17 protein-coding genes are annotated in these 19,377 nt (G+C 66.2%); 11 read left to right on the top strand and 6 right to left on the bottom strand.

From position 1 onward, the window contains the following. Window positions 1-397: 397 nt before the first annotated feature. Window positions 398-757: an FmdB family zinc ribbon protein gene (locus tag AKJ09_RS39975; protein ID WP_146653084.1), complete on the top strand. Its 360-nt coding sequence runs from the start codon at window positions 398-400 to the stop codon at window positions 755-757. 33 nt (window positions 758-790) lie between these two features. Here the strand turns inward: AKJ09_RS39975 and AKJ09_RS39980 are convergent, their stop codons facing one another. Further along, window positions 791-1,435, bottom strand: coding sequence for a hypothetical protein (locus AKJ09_RS39980; RefSeq protein WP_169928243.1), 645 nt, complete (start codon window positions 1,433-1,435; stop codon window positions 791-793). 20 nt (window positions 1,436-1,455) lie between these two features. Here AKJ09_RS39980 and AKJ09_RS39985 point away from each other — a divergent pair, with 20 nt between their 5' ends. The 5 genes from AKJ09_RS39985 to AKJ09_RS40005 all read left to right on the top strand — a co-directional run bounded on the left by AKJ09_RS39985 (window position 1,456) and on the right by AKJ09_RS40005 (window position 6,667). After that, window positions 1,456-2,526, top strand: a complete 1,071-nt coding sequence (locus tag AKJ09_RS39985) for a bifunctional chorismate mutase/prephenate dehydratase (RefSeq protein WP_146653086.1) — start codon at window positions 1,456-1,458, stop codon at window positions 2,524-2,526. A gap of 74 nt (window positions 2,527-2,600) precedes the next feature. Beyond that, a complete protein-coding gene (locus AKJ09_RS39990) occupies window positions 2,601-3,569 on the top strand; it encodes a hypothetical protein (protein ID WP_146653087.1) in 969 nt (322 codons plus the stop codon). Between the two features lie 7 nt (window positions 3,570-3,576). Then, window positions 3,577-4,953: a 3-phosphoshikimate 1-carboxyvinyltransferase gene (gene aroA / locus AKJ09_RS39995; RefSeq protein WP_146653088.1), complete on the top strand. Its 1,377-nt coding sequence runs from the start codon at window positions 3,577-3,579 to the stop codon at window positions 4,951-4,953. Between the two features lie 14 nt (window positions 4,954-4,967). Next, window positions 4,968-5,666 carry a (d)CMP kinase gene (gene cmk / locus AKJ09_RS40000; RefSeq protein WP_146653089.1) on the top strand — a complete coding sequence of 233 codons (699 nt, stop codon included), beginning with the start codon at window positions 4,968-4,970 and terminating at the stop codon, window positions 5,664-5,666. After that, entirely contained in the window at window positions 5,663-6,667 is a 1,005-nt protein-coding gene (locus AKJ09_RS40005) for a hypothetical protein (protein ID WP_146653090.1), read from the top strand. The genes cmk and AKJ09_RS40005 overlap by 4 nt, the downstream gene beginning before the upstream one ends. A gap of 28 nt (window positions 6,668-6,695) precedes the next feature. On the opposite strand, the gene AKJ09_RS40010 is transcribed toward AKJ09_RS40005, so the two are convergent. Then, entirely contained in the window at window positions 6,696-8,648 is a 1,953-nt protein-coding gene (locus tag AKJ09_RS40010) for a sensor histidine kinase (protein WP_169928244.1), read from the bottom strand. Window positions 8,649-9,086: 438 nt separating this feature from the next. Between AKJ09_RS40010 and AKJ09_RS40015 the strand changes: the two genes are divergently transcribed. Both AKJ09_RS40015 and rpmG read left to right on the top strand, forming a co-directional pair. Then, entirely contained in the window at window positions 9,087-10,844 is a 1,758-nt protein-coding gene (locus AKJ09_RS40015; protein WP_240488784.1) for a 30S ribosomal protein S1, read from the top strand. 398 nt (window positions 10,845-11,242) lie between these two features. Next, window positions 11,243-11,404, top strand: a complete 162-nt coding sequence (gene rpmG, locus AKJ09_RS40020) for a 50S ribosomal protein L33 (RefSeq protein WP_146653092.1) — start codon at window positions 11,243-11,245, stop codon at window positions 11,402-11,404. Between the two features lie 101 nt (window positions 11,405-11,505). On the opposite strand, the gene AKJ09_RS40025 is transcribed toward rpmG, so the two are convergent. Genes AKJ09_RS40025 through AKJ09_RS40035 form a run of 3 tightly spaced genes read right to left on the bottom strand, consistent with a single transcriptional unit; the run spans window position 11,506 to window position 13,832 of the window. Continuing rightward, the gene (locus AKJ09_RS40025) at window positions 11,506-12,012 is read right to left on the bottom strand and encodes a hypothetical protein (RefSeq protein WP_146653093.1); all 507 of its coding nucleotides are present in this window, start codon (window positions 12,010-12,012) and stop codon (window positions 11,506-11,508) included. A 6-nt stretch (window positions 12,013-12,018) separates the two neighbouring features. Further along, on the bottom strand, window positions 12,019-13,470 hold the full coding sequence (locus tag AKJ09_RS40030; RefSeq protein ID WP_146653094.1) for an outer membrane beta-barrel protein: 1,452 nt from the start codon (window positions 13,468-13,470) through the stop codon (window positions 12,019-12,021). Further along, complete coding sequence (locus AKJ09_RS40035; RefSeq protein ID WP_146653095.1) at window positions 13,467-13,832, bottom strand: hypothetical protein; 366 nt, start codon at window positions 13,830-13,832, stop codon at window positions 13,467-13,469. Before AKJ09_RS40035 ends, AKJ09_RS40030 begins: the two co-directional genes overlap by 4 nt. Window positions 13,833-14,028: 196 nt before the next feature. On the opposite strand from AKJ09_RS40035, the gene AKJ09_RS40040 reads away from it, so the two are divergent. Genes AKJ09_RS40040 through AKJ09_RS40050 form a run of 3 tightly spaced genes read left to right on the top strand, consistent with a single transcriptional unit; the run spans window position 14,029 to window position 16,926 of the window. Next, entirely contained in the window at window positions 14,029-14,538 is a 510-nt protein-coding gene (locus AKJ09_RS40040) for an HIT family protein (RefSeq protein WP_146653096.1), read from the top strand. Continuing rightward, window positions 14,535-15,917 (top strand): AI-2E family transporter, encoded by a 1,383-nt coding sequence (locus AKJ09_RS40045; protein ID WP_146653097.1) that lies wholly within the window; start codon window positions 14,535-14,537, stop codon window positions 15,915-15,917. The genes AKJ09_RS40040 and AKJ09_RS40045 overlap by 4 nt, the downstream gene beginning before the upstream one ends. A 52-nt stretch (window positions 15,918-15,969) precedes the next feature. Next, window positions 15,970-16,926 carry a hypothetical protein gene (locus AKJ09_RS40050; protein WP_146653098.1) on the top strand — a complete coding sequence of 319 codons (957 nt, stop codon included), beginning with the start codon at window positions 15,970-15,972 and terminating at the stop codon, window positions 16,924-16,926. A 528-nt stretch (window positions 16,927-17,454) separates the two neighbouring features. On the opposite strand, the gene AKJ09_RS40055 is transcribed toward AKJ09_RS40050, so the two are convergent. Continuing rightward, window positions 17,455-19,338, bottom strand: a complete 1,884-nt coding sequence (locus tag AKJ09_RS40055; protein WP_146653099.1) for a flagellar biosynthesis protein FlhA — start codon at window positions 19,336-19,338, stop codon at window positions 17,455-17,457. Window positions 19,339-19,377 lie beyond the last annotated feature (39 nt).

Raw genomic sequence — 19,377 nt, forward strand, 5'->3', positions numbered from 1 at the left:
CTGGCAGGGCTCACTGCACGTTGCTTCAGCAGCCGGCTTGATGAAGTGGTTCGTCAATGAACACGAGGTGCGCCGCGGATGAGCTCTCGGAGCGCTCGGCGCTACGGTCGAGCTCCGGGCGCCTTTCGGGCGCCTGGGGAGAACTCGTCCTCAACTCGAGCGCAAGCTGTGAAGAACCCCTCACGAAAGCCCCAGCGGCTGTGGAAAACTTGGGTGGGCAGGATGCCGCTCCGCTCCATGGAGGTATCCTCTCGTAAGTTCTGGCGTCCGCGCTATGAAGGGCGGCGGCCGGCCGCTCTCGACGTCCCTCCGGACGGAGATCTCCAAGAAGGACGCCCCACACGGCCTCCTTGACAGGGCGCGCTCGGAACACATACCTGCCCGCGATCAACTGCCCATGCCGACCTACGAATACGTCTGTACCGATTGCCAGAACCAGTGGGAGGAGATTCAGAAGATCTCCGAGAACCCCATCGAGGTTTGCCCGAAGTGCGGTCATCAGACCGCGAAGCGCCAGATCAGCGGCGGAAGCTTCATTCTGAAGGGCGGCGGCTGGTACGCCGACCTCTACTCGTCGACGGGGAACAAGGGCGGCGAGACGAAGACGTCGAGCTCGTCGTCTTCGTCGTCTTCGTCGACGCCTTCGTCCTCGTCCTCGTCCTCGTCCTCGTCCTCGTCGTCGGACTCGTCGAGCTCCAGCACGAGTTCGTCGAGCTCGTCGAGCACGAGCACGAGCACGACCTCGACCACGAAGTAGCGGCGTGCAGGTCAGCGGTCGCGCGGTCGAGCCTCAGTCTCGATCCGCGTGACTGGCCGCGTGACCGACGAAGACCGACGCACGCAGTTCCCGGTCGGCGATTCCTAGTTCTCGTTCGAGTCTGGCGAAGACCACGAGCAGGAGTCGCCCGCGCGGCGGGCGTGCGACCTGAGAGAGCTCATCGGCCCAGAGCGCCGCGTCGTTCGCCAATTGCCCGTCCGTGATTGCACCGAGCAAACGTGTGCGAAGGTCGGACGTCGCGTGTCGCTCCCGACCGAGCCAACGCTTCGCCGCGAGCGCGCCACGCAGAAGCTGGTGAAAGCGAGCCTGAGCGATCATCCAGGTCTCGACGTCTTGCTGTTCGACGTGCGCGAGCGCCCGTTCGTCATCGTCGTGCGCTTCGTCCTCATGGCTCGTCGTTCGAGCGAGCGCCCGGTCGAGCGCCTCGAGGCGACCTACGATCGTGGTGAGATCGAGCTCGTCAATTTCGCGAAGCGCGCCCGGCCATCGCTGGGCGAGTGCGACCATCTCCGGTCGCGGGTCGGGCTCGACGAAGTCGGGCTCTTCACGGCTCCGTGCGTGAAGCTGCCGGAGTACGAGCATGCGCGCATACTTTTCGCGCAATTCACGGAGATCCCGAGAAGAGATTCCTCGGTGTCCACGAAGGACGTCGCTCACGGTGCTATCCTACCGAAAGCATGACCGACAAGCGCCGCGAAGTCGAAGATCTCCGCCAGGAAATCGCCAAGCTCGACGTGACGCTTCGCACCAGTCTCGAGAAGCGGGCGAAGCTCTCGCGAAAGATCGGTGAGCTGCGCAAAGACGTGCCGTCGGTGGTCGCGGTGCCCGATCGCCACCACATCGATCGCTTGATGGAGGGCGCTACGGGTGACGTTCCGCCCGCCGCGCTTCGCGAGATCTTCCGCGAGATCATTGCCACGTGCTTCTCGCTCGAGCAGCCCGTCGTCGTGGCCTACAGCGGAGTCGAAGGCGCGTTCGTCCACGCCGCAGCCCGCAGCCGCTTCGGCGTCGCCGCGACGTTCACGCCGTGCGAAACCGTCGCGTCCGCGCTCGACGAGATCACGCGTAACCGCGCAAGTTACGCCGTCGTTCCCTACGAGACACGCACCGACGGCTTGATGCAGTCGACGATCGCGGCGCTCACGGCAAGCGACCTCAAGATCGTGGTGTGCTTCGAGACCGTCATCAGTCTCCAGCTCGCGAGCAAAGCGGGATCGCTCGCCGAGATCGAGAAGATCTACGCGACCTCCAAGGACCACGCGCACTGTGAGCATTTCCTCGCGCAAGAGTTGCCCGGCGCACAGATCGTCGACGTGAAGACGCCCATGGCCGCCTGCCAGCTCGCGGCTGCCGATCCGCGCTCGGCCGTGCTCGCGCACGAGTCGATCGCCGCCGAGCATGGTCTCGAGGTGCTTCGCCGCAACGTCCGCGACGAAGGCGAGGAGCGCGTTCGTTACGCCATCGTCGGACCACGGCCCTCGTCGCGTTCGGGCAACGATCTCACGGCGATCGTCTTCGCTGTCAACGATTCGCCCGGCGCACTCCACGAAGTCCTGCACCAGTTCGCGGAGCGCGGCGTCAACATGACGAAGATCCAATCGCGCCCCGCGCAAGGCGAAGCTTGGCAGTACCTCTTCTTCATCGAGGTACAAGGCCACGCGACCGATCGCCAGCTCGTCGGTGCCATCGAAGAGTTGCGACGTCACGCGCGCTTCTTCAAGGTGCTGGGCTCCTACCAGTCCAGCTGAACGCTGCGAGACCGAAATTCGAGCGCGTCTACGATCACCTTTCGTCGCCCGCGGGCGTGGTAGTCTGCGCGGCAATGAAATCCTCCCGGTGGCTGTCGAACGTCCTGTTGGCCTTGCTCAGCGTCGCCCTTGTCGCGACGACGCCGGCGTGCGGCGGAGGAAAGGAGGGCGAGGGAGCCAAGGTGCCCGAGGTCGAGACGGGCATGAACGACGCGTTCGCCCTCTTGCCAGGTAACGCCATTGCGGTCGGAACGGTCGACGCGCGCGCGTTCTTCGGCAGCCAGACCTTCGGGGCCGATCTCGCCAAGCTCGTCGAGAAGTACATGCCGATCGGGCAGGAGGCTGGATTCCAGGCTTCGCGTGACGTCGATCGCGTGACCTTCGGCAGCTACTCGTACCAGGGCGTCGACGTCGCGGCCGTCGTCATCGGTCGCTTCGACGAGGCCAAGATCAAGCAGGTGGCGGCTTCGCACGCGCCCACCAAAGGCGGCGGCACGCTGGTCGCGTCGCAGTACGCGGGCCGTGATGTCTACACGATGAACAACGTCGGCTTCACGTTGATGTCCGACAAGATGGCGATCGCCGGCACCGAGAGCGGCATCCGCCGCGTGCTCGAGCGCATCCAGGACAAGCGCGTGAAGCGGGACATCACCCCGTGGATGCTGCAAACGGTCGAGACGCCAGGCGCGGCCGTTGCGCTCGCCGGTGACTTCACGACCAACCCGCTCCCCGCGGAGGCCGCGCGCCAGATTCCGATGCCGTTCATCCAGAACCTGAAGGCCGTTCGTACCGTCGGCTCGTTCAAGGATCAGGGCGTTCAGCTCGCCGGCAGCATGACTTACCCGGACGCCGCGTCGGCCGACACTGCCTCGCAGTCGGTCAAGCAGGTGCTCGGTCTGTCGAAGTGGCTCGCGCTCCTCGGCATCAAGCTCCAGAGCGCCGACGTGAAGGTCGAGAAGAGCGACGTGCAGGTGCAGGTCGCCGTGGACGATCAGTCGCTCCGCCAGCTCCTCGCGAGCGCTCCGCAGTGGCTGGGACAGTGAGGGCACGATGACCACCATCGTCGTTCATCCGCAGGAAAAGCCGCTCGTCGGCAGCGTTCCGGTTCCCTCGGACAAGAGCATCGGGCACCGCGCGCTCCTCTTCGCTTCGCTCTGTGAAGGCACCTCGAACATCAAGGCCTTCTCGTACGGCGAAGACAACGTCTCCACCGCCAACGCGATGCGTGCGATGGGCGCCGTCATCGAAGACGTCTCGCCGGCGCGCAAGGAAGGGCAGCCGGGTGAGCTCCGCGTGACCGGCACCGGCCTCTACGGGCTCAAGGCGCCCGCCGCTCCGCTCGATTGCGGCAACTCGGGCACCACGATGCGCTTGCTGACGGGCATCCTGTCGGCGCAGACGTTCGCCTCGACCCTCATCGGAGATGCGTCGCTTTCGCGGCGTCCGATGATGCGCGTCGTCGGTCCGCTTCGTTCGCGCGGCGCGAAGATCGAGGGCAAGCCGCACCCGACGAAGGCGGGCGACATCCTCCCGCCGCTGCAGGTGGGGCCGCTGCCCGATGGGACGTATCTGTCCGCCCTCGAGTACGAGAGTCCCGTTGCCAGCGCGCAGATCAAGAGCGCGCTGCTTCTCTCGGGTCTCTTCGCGCACGGCACGACGTACCTCAAAGAGCCCACGCTCTCGCGCGATCACACCGAGCGCATGATGCACGCCCTCGGTGTTCCGTTGCGTGCGGTCGGCACCGTGGTGGAGCTCGACCCTGCCGGTTGGAACGGCGTGATGCCGGCGTTCGAGATCGAGATCCCGGGCGATGCTTCGGCGGCGGCATTCCTCGTCGTCGCCGCGCAGCTCGTCGACGGATCACGTGTGACCGTGCGCGGTGTCGGCACGAACCCGACGCGAACCGGGCTCTTCGAGATCGCTCGCCTGATGGGCGGCGGCCTCGAGATCGTTCCCCAGGGCGAGCAAGCTGGGGAGCCCATCGCCGAGATCAACGCGTGGAGGCAGCCGCTGCGTGGAATGCTCGTCGGCGGCGAGGTCGTTCCGCGCGCCATCGACGAGATCCCGATCGCTTGCGCGCTGGCGGCACGCGCCATCGGCACCACCACCATCCGCGATGCGGAGGAGCTACGCGTCAAGGAAAGCGATCGCATCGCGACCATGGCCACGGTCCTTCGCGCCTTCGGCGTGACGTGCGAAGAGCTCCCCGACGGCCTCGTGATCGAGGGGCGTGAGTCGCCGCTCGCACCCGCCACGATCGACAGTCGCGGCGACCACCGTATCGCCATGACCGCGGCCGTTCTCGCGCTCTGCGCAAGCGGCCCGACCACGATCACCGACTGCGATTGCATCGCCACGAGCTTCCCGCGTTTCGTGGGCACGCTCCGTGCGCTCGGAGCACGCGTCGACGTCTCGCCCTCGTCGTGATAACACCCTCGGGCGTGAGCTCCCGAACACGTCCCATCGTGGCGATCGACGGTCCCGCGGGGGCGGGCAAAAGCACCATCGCGCGTCGCCTCGCCGACGCTCTCGACTTCGTTCTCGTCGACACCGGCGCCATGTACCGAAGCGTTGCGCTTGCGGCGATGCGCGAAGGCATCGCCTTCACCGAAGGTGAGCGCGTCGGTGCGCTCGCGCGCGGCCTCGTTGCGCGTCACGCCTTGAGCTTCGAGCGCGATCAGGTGCTCGGCGTTCGTGTGAAGCTCGGCGGCGAAGACGTCTCCGACGCGATTCGCACCCCCGAGATCGCGCAAGGGGCGAGCCTCGTTTCGGCTCACCCCGACGTACGCGCCGCCTTGCTCGATCTGCAGCGCCAGGCCGGCGAGGGCGGCGGCGTGGTGCTCGAGGGGCGTGACATCGGCACCGTCGTGTTCCCCGAAGCGGAAGTGAAGTTCTTCCTCACCGCGAGTCCGGAGACGCGCGCGAAGCGACGTCATGACGAGCTCGTGGCCAAAGGCCAGACCACGTCGTTCGAGCAAACGCTCGCCGACGTGAAGCAGCGTGACGCCCAAGACGAAGGGCGCGCGCACGCACCGCTTCGCAAGGCCGACACGGCGATCCTCGTCGATTCGACGAGCCTCTCCATCGACGACACGGTCAAGCAGATGTTCGAGGCCGTGAAGAAGGCAAGCCAGGCATGAGGATGCGCTACGTCGCGATTTTCGCGACGGCACTTCTCGCGGCGACGGTCACGGGATGCGGGGGTGGGTCGGACCGGCCCACCGCTACTCACCGCGTGCTCGCCCCTCAGTGGCAAGACGTTTTCGACGGCACCCCCGAGCTCTACGCCGTCGTCAGGCCGCAAGCGATCAAGACCGACGCCATCTACGGCACCTTCTTCCGCTCACTCTTGCGTGTGGCGCAGGCGAAGACCGAGATGACCGGCGTGACGGCACTCGAGGCCCTCGAGGGTTGCGACGAGATCGTGATCGGCATTCGGCGCGACCCCGCCGGCGGCGGTCGCATCATGGACGACGCGGCCATCGTCTTCCGCGGTGTACCCGCCAGCCTCGATCCGGCGAAGATGACCGACGGGTCGGGCGCGCCGCTCTTTCGCCTGGTGAGCGAACGCGCGAAGGCGCCCGAATACGAGCGCGTGGGCACGGTGGATGGCCGTCGTGGTCTCGCCGGCTCGCTCTTCGTGCTCCCCGAGCGCACCTGGGTCGTGGCGCTCGGTTCGGCTCGGGATCGCGCACGCGAGGCCTTCGCGACGCCGTTCGGTCGACCCGCACCGAAGAGTGATCCGTCCGCCCTCGCCACGGTTCGCCTCGACGCAGGCACGTTCGTGAGGGGCCAGCGCATCGAGAAGAGCCCCGCGTTCGGGCCCCTCACGCGAAAGCTCGAGAGCCTCTCGTTTTCGCTCGCGCCAGGGAAGGGTGGCGTCATCGCTACGCTCCGTTATCAAGACGAAGACGCGAGCGCGTGGGCCGAGATGCACGCCAAGCGGCTCCTCGAAGAGCTCGCTCGCATCGAGGGCGATAGCGCCGGAGGCCCTCGACGTAGCCCGCAGCCTTTCGCGCTCGGATGGCTGAAAGACGCGCAGGTCGGTCACGAGGGCAATGCGCTCAAGGTCCGCCTGTCGGTGCCGGCGCGCTTGCTCGAAGAGCTGCCCAACGCGAGCCCGCTCGACCTCGCGCTCTGACTCGCTTCACGTCCGCTTCACATCCGTTTCAGATCTGGGCGGCGTGCAAGGGGAGGCTGAACGAGAACGAGCTGCCGTGTTCCGGCTCGCTGCGAAACCACATGTGCCCGCCGTGCTTGTGCACGAGCTCGCGTGACACGAAGAGTCCGATGCCGAGGCCTCCGCGGTCGAGCGGACTTTGGGCGTGGGCGCGGTAGAAGCGTTCGAAGATGCGCGACTGCTTCTCGCGCGCGATCCCGGCGCCGTGGTCGAGCACCGACACGATGCCGAACGGACCTTGCGGCTCGACGGTCACCTCGATCGTGCTTCCCGCCGGCGCGTAGGTGGTGGCGTTCTCGAGGAGATTGCGAAGCACCTGCTCGACGCGCTCGCCGTCGGCGTCGATGACCAGCGTGGCAGGCGCCGTCACCACGAACCGGTGCGAGCTCTTCTGTCGCGCGAAGTCGTCGATGAAGCGTCGTACGAGGCCGGGAAGGTTCAATCGCGAGACGTGGAGCGCGATCTCTCCGAGCTGGATTTGCGACACGTCGAGCATGTCTTGCACGATGCGATGGATGCGATCGGCGCCGCGGTTGATCGCCTCGAGCCTGGATCGCATTCGTTCGTCGGTCCCTTCCCGAAGCAGGGATTGCGCCGCGACCTTCTGGACCGTCACCGGGGTCTTGAGCTCGTGGGCCGCGATGCTCAAGAACTCGTCCTTCATGCGTTCGAGCTTCACCTCCTCGGTCACGTCACGAGACACGGCGACGGCGCCGACGATTTCACGCCCTTCGATGATCGGCGCGGCGCTCACGACGAGGTGCACGTCTCTTCCCGACTCTTGATCGCAAACCGTCATCGGGAAGGTCTCGACGACGTTCCCGGCGAGGGCGCGCACGAGAGGCAGATCGTCGTGTGCGAGAGGTTCGCCGTCGGCATCGCGTACGGCGACGACCCTGGCGGCCGTATCGATGCTCAAACCGGGATCGATGTCCGACGCCGTCGTCATTCGACGCGCCGCCGGGTTCGACAGCGTGAGGCGCTCGTCGACGTCGCAGACGAAAATCCCCTCGGTGATGCTCGAGAGGACCGAGGTGAGCTCACCTGCCTTGCGCTCGGCGAATTCACGCGCACGTGTACGCTCGAGGCTGGCGGAGCCCAGAAGGAGCGACGTCATCACCACCACGAGCGAGAAGCTGTGGAGGTAGAGCAGGCTCGTGAACAGCGTGTCGCGTGCGAAGGGGCCGATACCGCGTGATGTCGCCACGATCGCAACGCCGGCCACGATCAGGTTGCCGAGCGTGGCGCCTCGCAAGCCGAAGCGCAGCGCGATCCAGACGATGAAGGGAAAGATCGCGAACAGGAGTGGGCTGCCGCCGTCCGCGTGGAGATAGCCCGAGAAGTCGAGGATGGCCGTCAACCCCAGGAGGACGAACACCGCGACCGCTTCGGCCCATCGTCGGGGCCGCCAGTCGATCGGGCCGCCTTCGGCCCACGCGAAGAGGAGCGGCGCGACGAGCGCGGTGCCGATGATGTCGCCCATGAACCAGGCGGTCCAGGCCATCGTGAAGCTCGGCACGTCGCCGAAGAGATAGAGGCCGCCGACGCCGATGACTCCCGAGACGGCGCCGAGCACGACCGACACCAGGAAGAGGCTCAAGACGTCCTGCACTCGGTCGAGCGACATGCGGAAGCCGAAAATATGGGTGAGCATCCATGCCCCGCCGAGGGGGGTGAGCACGTCGACGGCGGCGATGAACGGATACGCCCCCCAGGGCAGTCGAACGAGCGCGTTGCTCAGCAGGTCGGCAATCACGACCACGGGCCAAACGCGAGGCCCGAAGCGCACGACGAAGGCGAGGACGACGCCGGCGGCAGGCCAGACAATGGTGACGTCCTTCGACGTCTCGAAGGTCATGCCGCAGAGCACGGCCGCGACGTAGACCGCGACGTAGAGACAGCCTTGAACGATTCCTCCTGCTCCCGCGATGGTCGGTCTCATTCGACCTCCTCCTCGCCGAGGACCCTCCGAAACGCTCATGCGACGCGCATGCCGGCCAGGGAGGACGCGCGCACGACCATCGAAAATGCGGGAGAGGGAGGGGCGATCGACGTCCTTGAGGTCTCCGTGCCCGGTTCGGGTCGGGCATCGAATGGGATAGCGGTTACGGCCGCGATTCCTTCCGTGGGAGGGCCCGATCGTGACGCCTTGGACGTGCTCCGGGGTTCGGTTTGGGGGGCGGGGGACGGTAGAATGCGCCTTCCGCCCGAGCTTAGGCCTTTGACTATCCCCCGGCCGTGAGCTATCCCCGCGGTCCCCCTCCCGTCCATGCGCCTAACGTGCCAGCTCTAGCTGGCCCAACTCCGCAGGACCCGATGGGGGAGAAAGGCGCCCTTTGCTTTTCATGGCAAGGGCGAAACGAGGCTCGCATACCGACCAATGGCCACTGAAACTGTCAGCACCGAAGCCGGAGGAATGGATTCCTTCGCAGCTCTCTTCGAAGCGTCGATCTCCGGTGGAGAGTTCGGCAAAGAGGGCGAAATCGTCCAGGGTACCGTCGTCGCCGTTCAGCGCGACAACGTGATCATCGACATCGGCGGCAAGAGCGAGGGCATGATTGCTCTCAGCGAGTTCGCCGGTGCGGACGGCACGGTCTCCGTCAAGGCGGGCGACCGGATCGATGTCTACATCGAGAGCCGCGAGAACGACGACGGACTTGTCACGCTTTCCAAGGAGAAGGCGGACAAGATGAAGGTTTGGGATGAGATCTCGGGCGCGTGCGAGCGCGACGAGCTCATCGAAGGCACCATCAGCCAGCGCGTGAAGGGCGGCCTCTCCGTCACCATCAAGGGTGGCGTCAAGGCGTTCCTCCCCGGCTCGCAGGTGGACCTCCGCCCGATCCGCAACTTGGACAAGCTGATCGGTCAGACCTACCAATTCAAGGTCATCAAGTTCAACAAGAAGCGCGGGAACATCGTTCTCTCGCGCCGCGTCCTTCTCGAGAAGGAGCGCGACGAGCAGAAGACCAAGACCCTCGAGACCCTCGAGGAAGGCAAGGTCGTCCGCGGCGTCATCAAGAACATCACCGAGTACGGCGCCTTCGTCGACCTCGGTGGCATCGACGGCCTGCTCCATATCACGGACATGTCGTGGGGCCGCGTCAACCACCCCGAAGAGCTCTTCAAGGTGGGCGACGAAGTCACCGTCAAGGTGCTCAAGTACAACCCCGAGACGGAGCGCGTCAGCCTCGGTCTCAAGCAGACCCAGGAAGATCCCTGGAGCCATGCCGAAGAAGCCTTCCCCCCGGGGAAGAAGGTTCACGGCAAGGTCATGTCGATCACCGATTACGGCGCGTTCGTCGAGCTCGAGCCGGGCGTCGAAGGCCTCATCCACGTCAGCGAAATGTCGTGGACCAAGAAGGTCAAGCACCCGTCCAAGCTCCTCGAGGTCGGTCAGGAGATCGATTGCCAGGTTCTCGAGGTCGACGCGAAGGCCAAGCGCATCTCGCTCGGTCTCAAGCAGCTCGAGCCCGATCCCTGGACCCTCTTCACCGAGAAGTACTCGCCGGGCGACAAGATCGGCGGCAAGGTCCGTAGCATCACGGACTACGGCGTCTTCATCGGTATCGAAGAAGGCGTGGACGGCATGGTCCACAAGAGCGACCTGTCGTGGACGGCCAAGGTCAACAACCCGGCCGACCTCCACCACAAGGGCGACGACGTCGAAGCGATCATCCTCTCGATCAACCACGACGAGAAGAAGGTCTCCCTCGGCATCAAGCAGCTCTGGGACGATCCGTGGCCGACCATCTTCAGCGAGTTCCCGCCCGGCAAGGTCGTGGACACGAAGGTCGTCTCGGTCGTCGACTACGGCGTTTTCGTCCGCATTCGCGAGGGCGTCGAGGGACTCGTTCCCACGAACGAGCTCGTCGAGCGCAAGGGCGAGGACGGCGAGGTCAAGCCGTACGAGATCGGCGATGCGTTCCAGGCCGAGATCGCGAACGTCGACTCGCAGGACCGCCGCCTCACGCTGTCGATGCGAATCGGCGAGGGCGTTGCTCTCGCGCAGAAGTCGGAGAAGCAGCGCGCTTCGGTCACCCCGAAGAAGAGCGACGAAGGCCCCCGCGCCACCTCCATCGGCGAACTCATCAAGCAGAAGCTCGGTGACAAGCTGGTGAAGAAGGACGACGAGGGCTGAGAAGCTCTCTTCGTAAGTCGTAACCGCGCAGCGGCGGTGCTCTCGAAGGAGGGCGCCGCCGTTGTGTTTTTGTCGCGTTCGAGGGGGGGAGCTGCGCTGCCCCCCCTCGAGCTCCCCCCATGCGTGGGCCGGCGTACGCTGGGGCGGCCGCGAGCGGTGACGACGCCGACGTACGCGGATACGGCCGCGAACCAACCTACCGGCGACGTGCGCAGCTGCCGCTCGAGCTCCCCCCACGCCAGGGTCGGCGTGCGCCGGGGCGGCCGCGAGCGATGACGACGCCGACGTACGCTGGCCCCCCTCGAGCTCGCCCACGCCTAGGCCGGCGAGCAGTGCTCATTGGTGCAGTTGAGTTGCATGTGCAATCGACGTGCTTAGGTTGTTGCGCTGGAGGAAGAATGCGCGACCCCATTCAGCTCGTTTCGACGGCAGGCACCGGTTACTCGTACGTCACCAGCAAGAACAAGCGGACGATGGCCGGCAAGCTCGAAATGGTGAAGTTCGACCCGATTGCCCGTAAGCACGTTCTCTTCGTCGAGAAGAAGATCTCGAAGGGCTGACGGTTCGAGCTTCGTCCCCAAACGAAAAGCGGCGCGGCCGCGCAACCTGCATGACCTGCATGCGTTTGCGCTCCGCGCCGTGATCATTTCGGATGGGTTCGTCAGTTCTTGGCGAACGACGTTGCTCGGGCGAGGATCTCTTTCGCTTCGGTTGCTTCCGTCGACGTGGCTCGCACGACGAACGACGTCTCGGCCGCCTCGACTTTGATTTTGACCCACGCGTTCGGCAGAACGAACGGATCGTCCGGGGGAATCGTACGCGCGAGGGTGAGGCGGACTGCATGGCATCGCAGCGCTCGCTCCAGCCGCTCGGTCGTCAGACCTGGCAGTGGTCGATAGCGGAGCTCGGCGCCGAGCAGGTGCGTGTCGTAGCCGGCCTTCGAGGGAATCGACGAGTACGCCGGCCCCACCGACAAGATCGCGCTCCGGCCTTCGAGCTCGGGATCGAGCGCGCTCGCGTCGCAGGCCGACTCCTTTTGCTCTTGGGTCGCGAGCTCGATCGGATCACGCGACGCGGGCACGAGCAGCGCGCACCCCCCGGTGACGCTCACGACCGAGATCGTGAGGAGCGAGAGTTGCCAGGGAGTGCTGCGCGGGTTGACCATCATGCGTTCTCACATACGGAAGATGTGTGAGAGGATGATGCGCGTCTCGGACTTCTGGAGATCCGCGACGAAGCCGCTGGGATCGCCGATGGGCGCATTCCAGCCGTTCGGTGACGTCACGCCGCCGTGTCCGGCGAAGTAGGGCTCGCTCGCGACGCGTCGAACGAGCTCGATGCCGAACGTGTTGAACGGACCGGGCATGTACTGCAGCGCAATCGAGGCGTCCCAAGCGTCGAAGGGGTCGCCGGGGTTCTGCGTGAGCACGCCCGCACCGGTGGGAAGGAGCGCGAGGTAGCGGCCAGGGTTGTGGATGTAGCCGCCGCCCACCGTCAGGCCGAAGTGGTCGTCGTCGAACCACACGCGGTGATAAAGCATGCCGCTGATGAAGTTCTGGGCGGGGCCGCCGCCGCCGCCGAACGGCGTCACGCCGTCGCCGCTTTCGAAGCCGAGATCTTGCGTGAGCGAGATCGCGCCCTTCGTGAAGAACCCGTGCGGGTTGTTGAAGTAACGCACCATCACGCTGTCGTCCGTATGGAAGCGCATGCGGCCTGGCGAGTTCGGTGTGTCGTAGCCGCCATAGGCGCTGCCGAGGACGCGGATCCACTCCTCGGGACGCCACTCGACCTGCACGCCCACGCCGGGCGCCTCGTTGAACATGCCGTACGTCTGCCACCCGTTGATGAGCCAGGCTTCGAGCTTGAGGCGGTCCGTCGGGAACATCTGCACGCGCATGCCGGTGAAGAACCAGGGCGTGTTGTCGGACGTGTACGACGGCTGGTAATTCCAGTTCTCGAAGTTGTTGTACGAGAGCAGGCCGACGTACGACTTGAAGATACCGACATCGACGTTGATGCCGTGCATCTTGTCCCAGTGGTACCCGGCGTAACCTTCGGTGACGAAGCGGAGCGCCGTGTAGAGGTCGAACTGGCCGCGGAGCGGCGTGTTGTCGTTACGCGGAATGCCCGTCGCGCGCGTGCCGTACTGCAGCATCAAGCGTGCGCGGGCGCCGCTGGGATGGTGGAAGTCGCCGCCGACCTCGATGTACGAGAGGTTCAGCTCGCCCTCGCGGAACGTCGCCGTCGATCCCGTGTTGGTGTGATCGATGGGGCGGTGGAACGAGTAGTTGTAGTTGGCGTCGATCGTGATGCCGCCGGTGAAGTACTTGCTGTCGAGCACCGACTCCTTCTGGCGATTGACGCCCTGCGCCCAGGTGAAGTCGCCATAGGCGAACGGCTCGGCGGGCTTCTCCTCCTTGGGGGGCTCGGGCGCCGCTGGCGTCGCCGGATCATGGGGAGCGAGCACACGCGCTTCGGGCGGTGCCACGGTGGGCTGCGTCGGCTGGAACGTGGGGGGCTCGGGCTCAGGCGCAGGTTCCGGCACCGCTTGGGCGTGCGCCGTCTCGGCGAAGAGCAGCACACTCGCGGCGCCGATGCTGGACAGGACGAATGAAGACTTCTTCATGGCGAAGCTCCGGTATCCCGCGCGGTCGAATCGGGCGCGTCAGTGGCGGCGTCCTGAACGGAGGCGTCGGCATCGGCCGTCTCGGAGCTCGGGCCCACTTCCGGCGTCTCGGGCTCACATGCGCTGCACGCGCTGCTCGACGAAGCGCGCCCAGCGGGCGGGCAGCAAACCGCGTAGTGGCAATTGTCGGGCATCGCGCACGACAGGCCGCTGCCGCACTCGTCGTGGGAAAGGGAGATGTTGCATCGCTCGCCTTCGCTCGTGGAACAGGCGAGGAGGGCGGTGCTCGTGGCGACCACCAGGGCCAGGGCGTGCGCGAATGGGCGCGCTGCCGGCCGACGAAATTCACGCTCGGACGTCATGCCGGCGGAATCTATCGATGGGCAGATCAGCGAACTGTAAAGATTGGTCGCGCTGTCGCATCGTCCGGAATGCGGGAAGGGGGGCGCGGCAACCGACGTGGGTGTGCGCGGCGATGTGAAATACGGCGTCCGAACCGGTCAAACGGCCGCTCCCCAGGGCCCGCTGGGAGGACGGGTCTGCTATGGTCCCGCGGCGATGTCGACCCCGCTCTGGGCGCCTTGGCGAATGGACTACATCCTCGGGAACACGAAGAAGCCGGGATGCTTCTTCTGCGAGTACCCGAACGACGTGGCGAACTATCGGCAGAACCTGGTCTTGGTCGTCCAGGAGCACGCGTTCGTCTGCTTGAACCGGTATCCGTTCACGACCTCGCACCTGCTCGTGGCGCCGCGCCGGCACGTGGCCGATCCCTCGGAGCTCGAGGAGCACGAGTACACCGCGCTGATGAGCTTGCTTCGTGACAGCGTCGTTCGCTTGAAGCGCGCGGTGTCGTGCGAAGGGATGAACGTGGGCTTCAACCTCGGCAAGGTGGCCGGCGCCGGCGTGGCGGACCACCTGCATGGGCACCTCGTTCCTCGCTGGAACGGCGACACGAACTTCATGCCCGTCATCGCCGACGTGCGGGTCATGCCGGAGTATCTCGACGAGGCGTGGCAGCGCCTGCAACCGGCGTTCGCCGATCTGCCGGGGCAGCACGCGACATGAACGTGAGGACGAACGAGGACGTCAGTCCCGAGGTGCGCGCCGCTCGGCGGCGCCACGCCATCTTTCTCGGCATCACGGCGGCGCTCGCGATCTCCGTCCTCCTTGTCTCGCACGCCGTGCTCTTGCCGTTCGTTCTCGCGACGGTGCTGGCGTACGTGCTCACGCCGCTCGTGGCATGGGCCGAGAAGCGCAAGCTCTCGCGGCCGGTAGCGATCGTCCTCGTCTACGTGCTGGTGCTCGGATCGCTCGGCGTCGCGATCCGCTTCATTGCTCCGCGCGTGGGTTATGAGCTGGCCGGCCTGAAGCGCGAGCTTCCCGCCATCGGCGACACGATTCGTCACCGCTGGGTTCCAGCCGTGCAGGAGCGGCTTCGTGCAGTGGGCCTGGGCTCGGGCAGTCCGAACGACGAAAACACGCCCGGCGAAAACGACGAGAACGAGAACCACGAGGCCGCGCACCGAGCGGAGCGAGAGCCCGCCGTGGTCGCCAAGAAGCGGCCGGACGGCTCGTTCGCCATCGAGCTCCAGGGGCCCATCGCGGTCACGCCCACCAAGGGTGGCGGCTACACGCTCGAGCCGATGCGCGAGCCGCGCGAAGGCACGCTCGACGTCGATCGCATGGTGGCCGACGCCGTGGGCAAGAGCCTCAACTACGCCCAGCACAACGCCCTCGAGATCGTGAAGTTCGGCCGCGACGTCATCGCCGGCGTGAGCCGCTTCTTCTTCATCTTCGGCATCACGCTGATGCTCGCCGCGTACATGATGCTCACGCGCGAACGCATCTTCGGTTTCTTCGAGTCGCTCCTGAGGCCGTCGATGCGCCCGGCGTTCCACTCGCTGTTCGTCCGCATCGACGACGGCCTCTCGGGCGTCGTGCGCGGTCAGCTCATCATCTGCCTCTTGAACGGCGTCCTCAGCGCGATCGGCTTTGCCATCGTCGGTTTGAAGTACTGGCCGGTGCTCGCCCTCGTGGCCACGGTGATGAGCCTCGTTCCGATCTTCGGATCGATCTTCAGCTCGATTCCCGCGGTGGCCCTCGGCCTGACGCAGTCCGTAGGCACCGCCGCGTTCGTGCTCGTGTGGATCATCGGCATCCACCAACTCGAAGCCAACGTGCTCAACCCGAAGATCATGGGCGACGCGGCGAAGATTCACCCGCTGCTCGTCATCTTTTCGCTGCTCGTCGGCGAGCACTTCTTCCACGTGGTCGGCGCGCTCCTGGCCGTTCCCTGCATGTCGATCGCGCAGAGCATCTTTTTGCACGTGCGAAAGCTCCTCCAGGCCCGAGACCCGGAAATGGCGCACGAACCCGTCAGCGAGATCGTTCTGCCGACCCTGCCGGCGGCCCCGGATTCGGTGCCGCGGGGCCATTCCGGCTGAGTTTGTGTCGAGCTCATTTGCACGGGCGCGAGAGCCGAGGTAGGAGGGCGCCGTGAGCATCGACGCCACTGACGAGCCGAACTCCGGACCGAACTCCTCCAAAGGGGGCAAGGCCAACAAGAAGAAGCGCAAGAGCCCGGCCGAGGTCCAAGAGGAGCTCCGCCAGCTCAGCAAACAGCAAGGCGGCGAGGAGCGGCCGCCGGTCGACCTGAAGAAGATCTACGTCCGCGTCGGTATCGTCGCGCTCGTCATCTGGGTGATCGCCGTGATCCTGCCCGGATGGATTCCGAAGGCCGGCGCTGGCGTCCTGACCGCGCTCGGCATCGGCGTGCTCGTCTGGCTCGACCGCTACGTCAAGAAGCAGATGAAGCTCGGCGCTCTGCTCAAGGGCGCGGACACCGCCGAGGGCCGAAAGGATGCCCTCCAGGCGATCGACAGCCAGTTCAAGAAGGGCGACTCGACGGCGGCGCTAGCGAAGGCGCAACTCCAGATGCAGGAGGATCCGCGCGCCGCCCTCGCCACCCTCGAGGCGGTCAATCTCGACAAGGAGATCGGCCCCATCGCCGGCCAGATCCGCGCCATGCGCGCGATGATTCACCTCACGCTCGGCGAGACGCAGGAAGCGCGCTCGCTCGCGGACAAGCTCGATCTCGGCAAGCAGCAGGAGCCGAAGACCCGCGTGATGTTCGCGGCGGTCGCGAGCGAAGCCTGGGCCCGCACGGGGCAGGGGCGCAAGGCGGTCGACACGCTCGATCTCTTCAACCCCGAAGAGCCCGACATGGGCGAGCTTCGCGCGCAGCTTTGGCGTTCACGCGCCTTTGCCTACGCCGCCGTCAACGACACGAAGGGCATTGCCCGCGCGGTGAAGAAGCTCTCCGAGATCAACCCGCACCTGCTCGGCATGTTCGTCGGCCAGAAGAAGATTCACCCGCTTCTCGAGCGCGAGGCCAAGCAGGTCGTCATGAAGATGGGCATCGTCCCGCGCAAGACGATCCGCCAGAAGATGTGACCTCCCTCGGGTTACTCGGCCCGTAACGAAGCGCCGCCCTTCCTCGACGAAGGCGCGGCGCTTCGGTTTTGTGGGCTCGAGTCAGGCTGAGTCGAGAGAGGGCACAGGAAGGACGGAAGGGCGGAAGGGGGCGGGGAGGAGTCAGCCGTCGCGTGAGCGGCGTAGGTACGGTGGCGTTGAAGCTGACGAGGGGGCCAACCGACAGTTCGGCAAGACGCAAGGAGGTGATGACCTGCGTCTGCGCCTGCGCCTCGTGCGCCGGGAGGAGATCCTCTACTGCCTTGAGCATGCTTCGTACGTCGACTGCACAACTCCCGGGGCCCGGACCCAGAGGCAACGATGCACGCGCAGTGCGCCGATGCTCTGCTCTTTACCCTCCTCAAATCTTCCGCCCTTGCGCCCTTCCTGTGCCATTCCCTCCCATCGACCGGCACTGCACGAAGTGGCTTCGAACGACGCTAGTAATCAGAGAGGTCTGTTCCCGGTTCCCTCACCCGGATGGCATGGGGCTAGAGCAGGCTGGGGCGCTCAGCCGATGCCGGCGAGGTTGGCGCGGGCGAGGGGGCGGAGGGTCACTTCGGGGAGGAGCTCGGCGAAGCTTACGACCGTGGCGTCGGGCAGGTCGGATTCGACCAGCTTGCGGACGAAGCGCCGGATGTCCGGCTGGGTGAGGAAGACCGGCGCGAGGCCCGGGGCCTGGGCCGAGGCCTCGCCCGCGGCGCGCTTCAGGGAGGTGACGACGTCGCGTGACGCTGCCGGTGGGAGCGTCAGGAAGGCGCCCGCCGGCGTGCGCGTGATGGCCCGTCGGACCGTGTCTTCGATCGTCGGGTCGATGAGCACGACGCCGAGCTGACTCTGGCCGCGGGTCAGGCGGAACGTCATCGCGCGGCGAAGCTGCGAGCGCACGAGCTCGGCGAGGTTGAGCGGATCCTTCTCTGTGGTGGCGATGCCCGCGAGGGCTTCGAGGATCGCGCGGAGATCACGGATCGAGACGCGCTCTTCGACGAGGCGCCGGAGGATGTCGGTGAGGAGCGTGAGGCTGACCGGCTTCGGCACCACGTTGCGAACCGTCGCCGGCGCGAACTGTTCGAGCTCGTCGAGCATGCGCTGGCACTCGGCGAGGCCGAGGAAGTCGGCGGCGCGGGTGCGCAGTAGCTCGGCCGTGACGTTCCCGATGGCGGTGACGGCATCGGCGTCCGAGAGGCCCTCGGCGACGGAGAAGACGCGCGCCGGGACCTCGAAGAGCGACATGACGGCGTGGCGCGAGGGCAGCCCCGGCGTCACGCGCACGCGCGGCGCCGGAAGGGGGACTCCGAGCTCGGCGAAGAGCTTCTCGCGCAGGCCGAGCGCCACGCTGCGAAGACCTTCGCGGCCATCTTGCGAGCCTTCGTCGTCGAGAAGCAGCGCGAGATCCTCGGAGATCTCGATGCTCCACGGAACCACCATCGGCACGAACGCCGCCTCGCGACGTGCGCCGGCGGCCACGGGGCGGGGCTCGGTCGCGGCGCGCTGATCTTCACGCGCGATCTGGCGCGTTCGCGCTCGCGCGATGAAGAAGAGCGCGGCGCCGATGACGAGGAACGGCACCGCGGGGAGGCCCGGGACCAAGGCGAGGAGCACGACGAAGACCGTCGCCATCTTGAGCGCCTTCGGAAGGCCGAAGAGCTGTCCCGCGAGCTCCTCGCCGAGCGGCGTCTCCGGCTCTTCGCTGGCGACGCGCGTGACGAGAACGCCGGCCGCCGTCGAGAGAACGAGCGCGGGGATCTGCGAAACGAGGCCGTCGCCGATGGTGAGCAGGCCGTAGCGCTTGAGAGCCGTGACGGCGTCCATTCCTTTTTGGCCGACGCCGATGCCGAGGCCGCCGAGGATGTTCACGACGGTGATGACGAGCGAGGCGATGACGTCGCCTTTGACGAACTTCATCGCGCCATCCATCGAGCCGTAGAACTGGCTTTCGCGCGAGAGCATGCGGCGGCGGCGGCGTGCTTCGTTGCCATCGATCGTGCCGGAGCGGAGCTCGGCGTCGATGGCCATCTGCTTGCCCGGCATGGCGTCGAGGACGAAGCGCGCACCGACCTCGGCGACGCGTTCGGAGCCCTTCGCGATGACGATGAACTGGATGATCGTGAGGATGAGAAAGACGACGGCGCCGACGACGTAGTTGCCGCGAACGACGAAGTTGCCGAACGCCCGAATCACGTCGCCGGCGTTTGCCTGGATGAGGATGAGGCGGGTCGTCGAGACGTTGAGCGCCAGGCGGAAGAGCGTGGTGAGAAGCAGCAACGTCGGGAACGTCGCAATGGCGAGCGCGTCCGGCACGTAGAGGACGACGAGCAGGATGGCGACCGAGAGGGACAGATTCGTGGCGAGAAGGACGTCGAGCAGCCACGTGGGAAGAGGTACGATCATCATCGCGACGACGGCGATGACGAGCGTCGCGAGACCGAGCTC

The organism is Labilithrix luteola, from assembly GCF_001263205.1.
GTDB lineage: Bacteria > Myxococcota_A > Polyangia > Polyangiales > Polyangiaceae > Labilithrix > Labilithrix luteola.

Excerpts from the sequence above, each read along its gene's own strand:
- AKJ09_RS40045 (WP_146653097.1), top strand. The coding sequence starts at position 14,535 with ATGAACGTGAGGACGAACGAGGACGTCAGTCCCGAGGTGCGCGCCGCT.
- AKJ09_RS39975 (WP_146653084.1), top strand. The coding sequence starts at position 398 with ATGCCGACCTACGAATACGTCTGTACCGATTGCCAGAACCAGTGGGAG.
- AKJ09_RS40055 (WP_146653099.1), bottom strand. The coding sequence starts at position 19,338 with ATGATGATCGTACCTCTTCCCACGTGGCTGCTCGACGTCCTTCTCGCC.
- AKJ09_RS40005 (WP_146653090.1), top strand. The coding sequence starts at position 5,663 with ATGAGGATGCGCTACGTCGCGATTTTCGCGACGGCACTTCTCGCGGCG.
- AKJ09_RS40025 (WP_146653093.1), bottom strand. The coding sequence starts at position 12,012 with ATGATGGTCAACCCGCGCAGCACTCCCTGGCAACTCTCGCTCCTCACG.
- rpmG (WP_146653092.1), top strand. The coding sequence starts at position 11,243 with ATGCGCGACCCCATTCAGCTCGTTTCGACGGCAGGCACCGGTTACTCG.
- AKJ09_RS39985 (WP_146653086.1), top strand. The coding sequence starts at position 1,456 with ATGACCGACAAGCGCCGCGAAGTCGAAGATCTCCGCCAGGAAATCGCC.
- AKJ09_RS40030 (WP_146653094.1), bottom strand. The coding sequence starts at position 13,470 with ATGAAGAAGTCTTCATTCGTCCTGTCCAGCATCGGCGCCGCGAGTGTG.
- AKJ09_RS40010 (WP_169928244.1), bottom strand. The coding sequence starts at position 8,648 with ATGAGACCGACCATCGCGGGAGCAGGAGGAATCGTTCAAGGCTGTCTC.
- aroA (WP_146653088.1), top strand. The coding sequence starts at position 3,577 with ATGACCACCATCGTCGTTCATCCGCAGGAAAAGCCGCTCGTCGGCAGC.
- AKJ09_RS40015 (WP_240488784.1), top strand. The coding sequence starts at position 9,087 with ATGGCCACTGAAACTGTCAGCACCGAAGCCGGAGGAATGGATTCCTTC.
- AKJ09_RS39990 (WP_146653087.1), top strand. The coding sequence starts at position 2,601 with ATGAAATCCTCCCGGTGGCTGTCGAACGTCCTGTTGGCCTTGCTCAGC.
- AKJ09_RS40040 (WP_146653096.1), top strand. The coding sequence starts at position 14,029 with ATGTCGACCCCGCTCTGGGCGCCTTGGCGAATGGACTACATCCTCGGG.
- AKJ09_RS40035 (WP_146653095.1), bottom strand. The coding sequence starts at position 13,832 with ATGACGTCCGAGCGTGAATTTCGTCGGCCGGCAGCGCGCCCATTCGCG.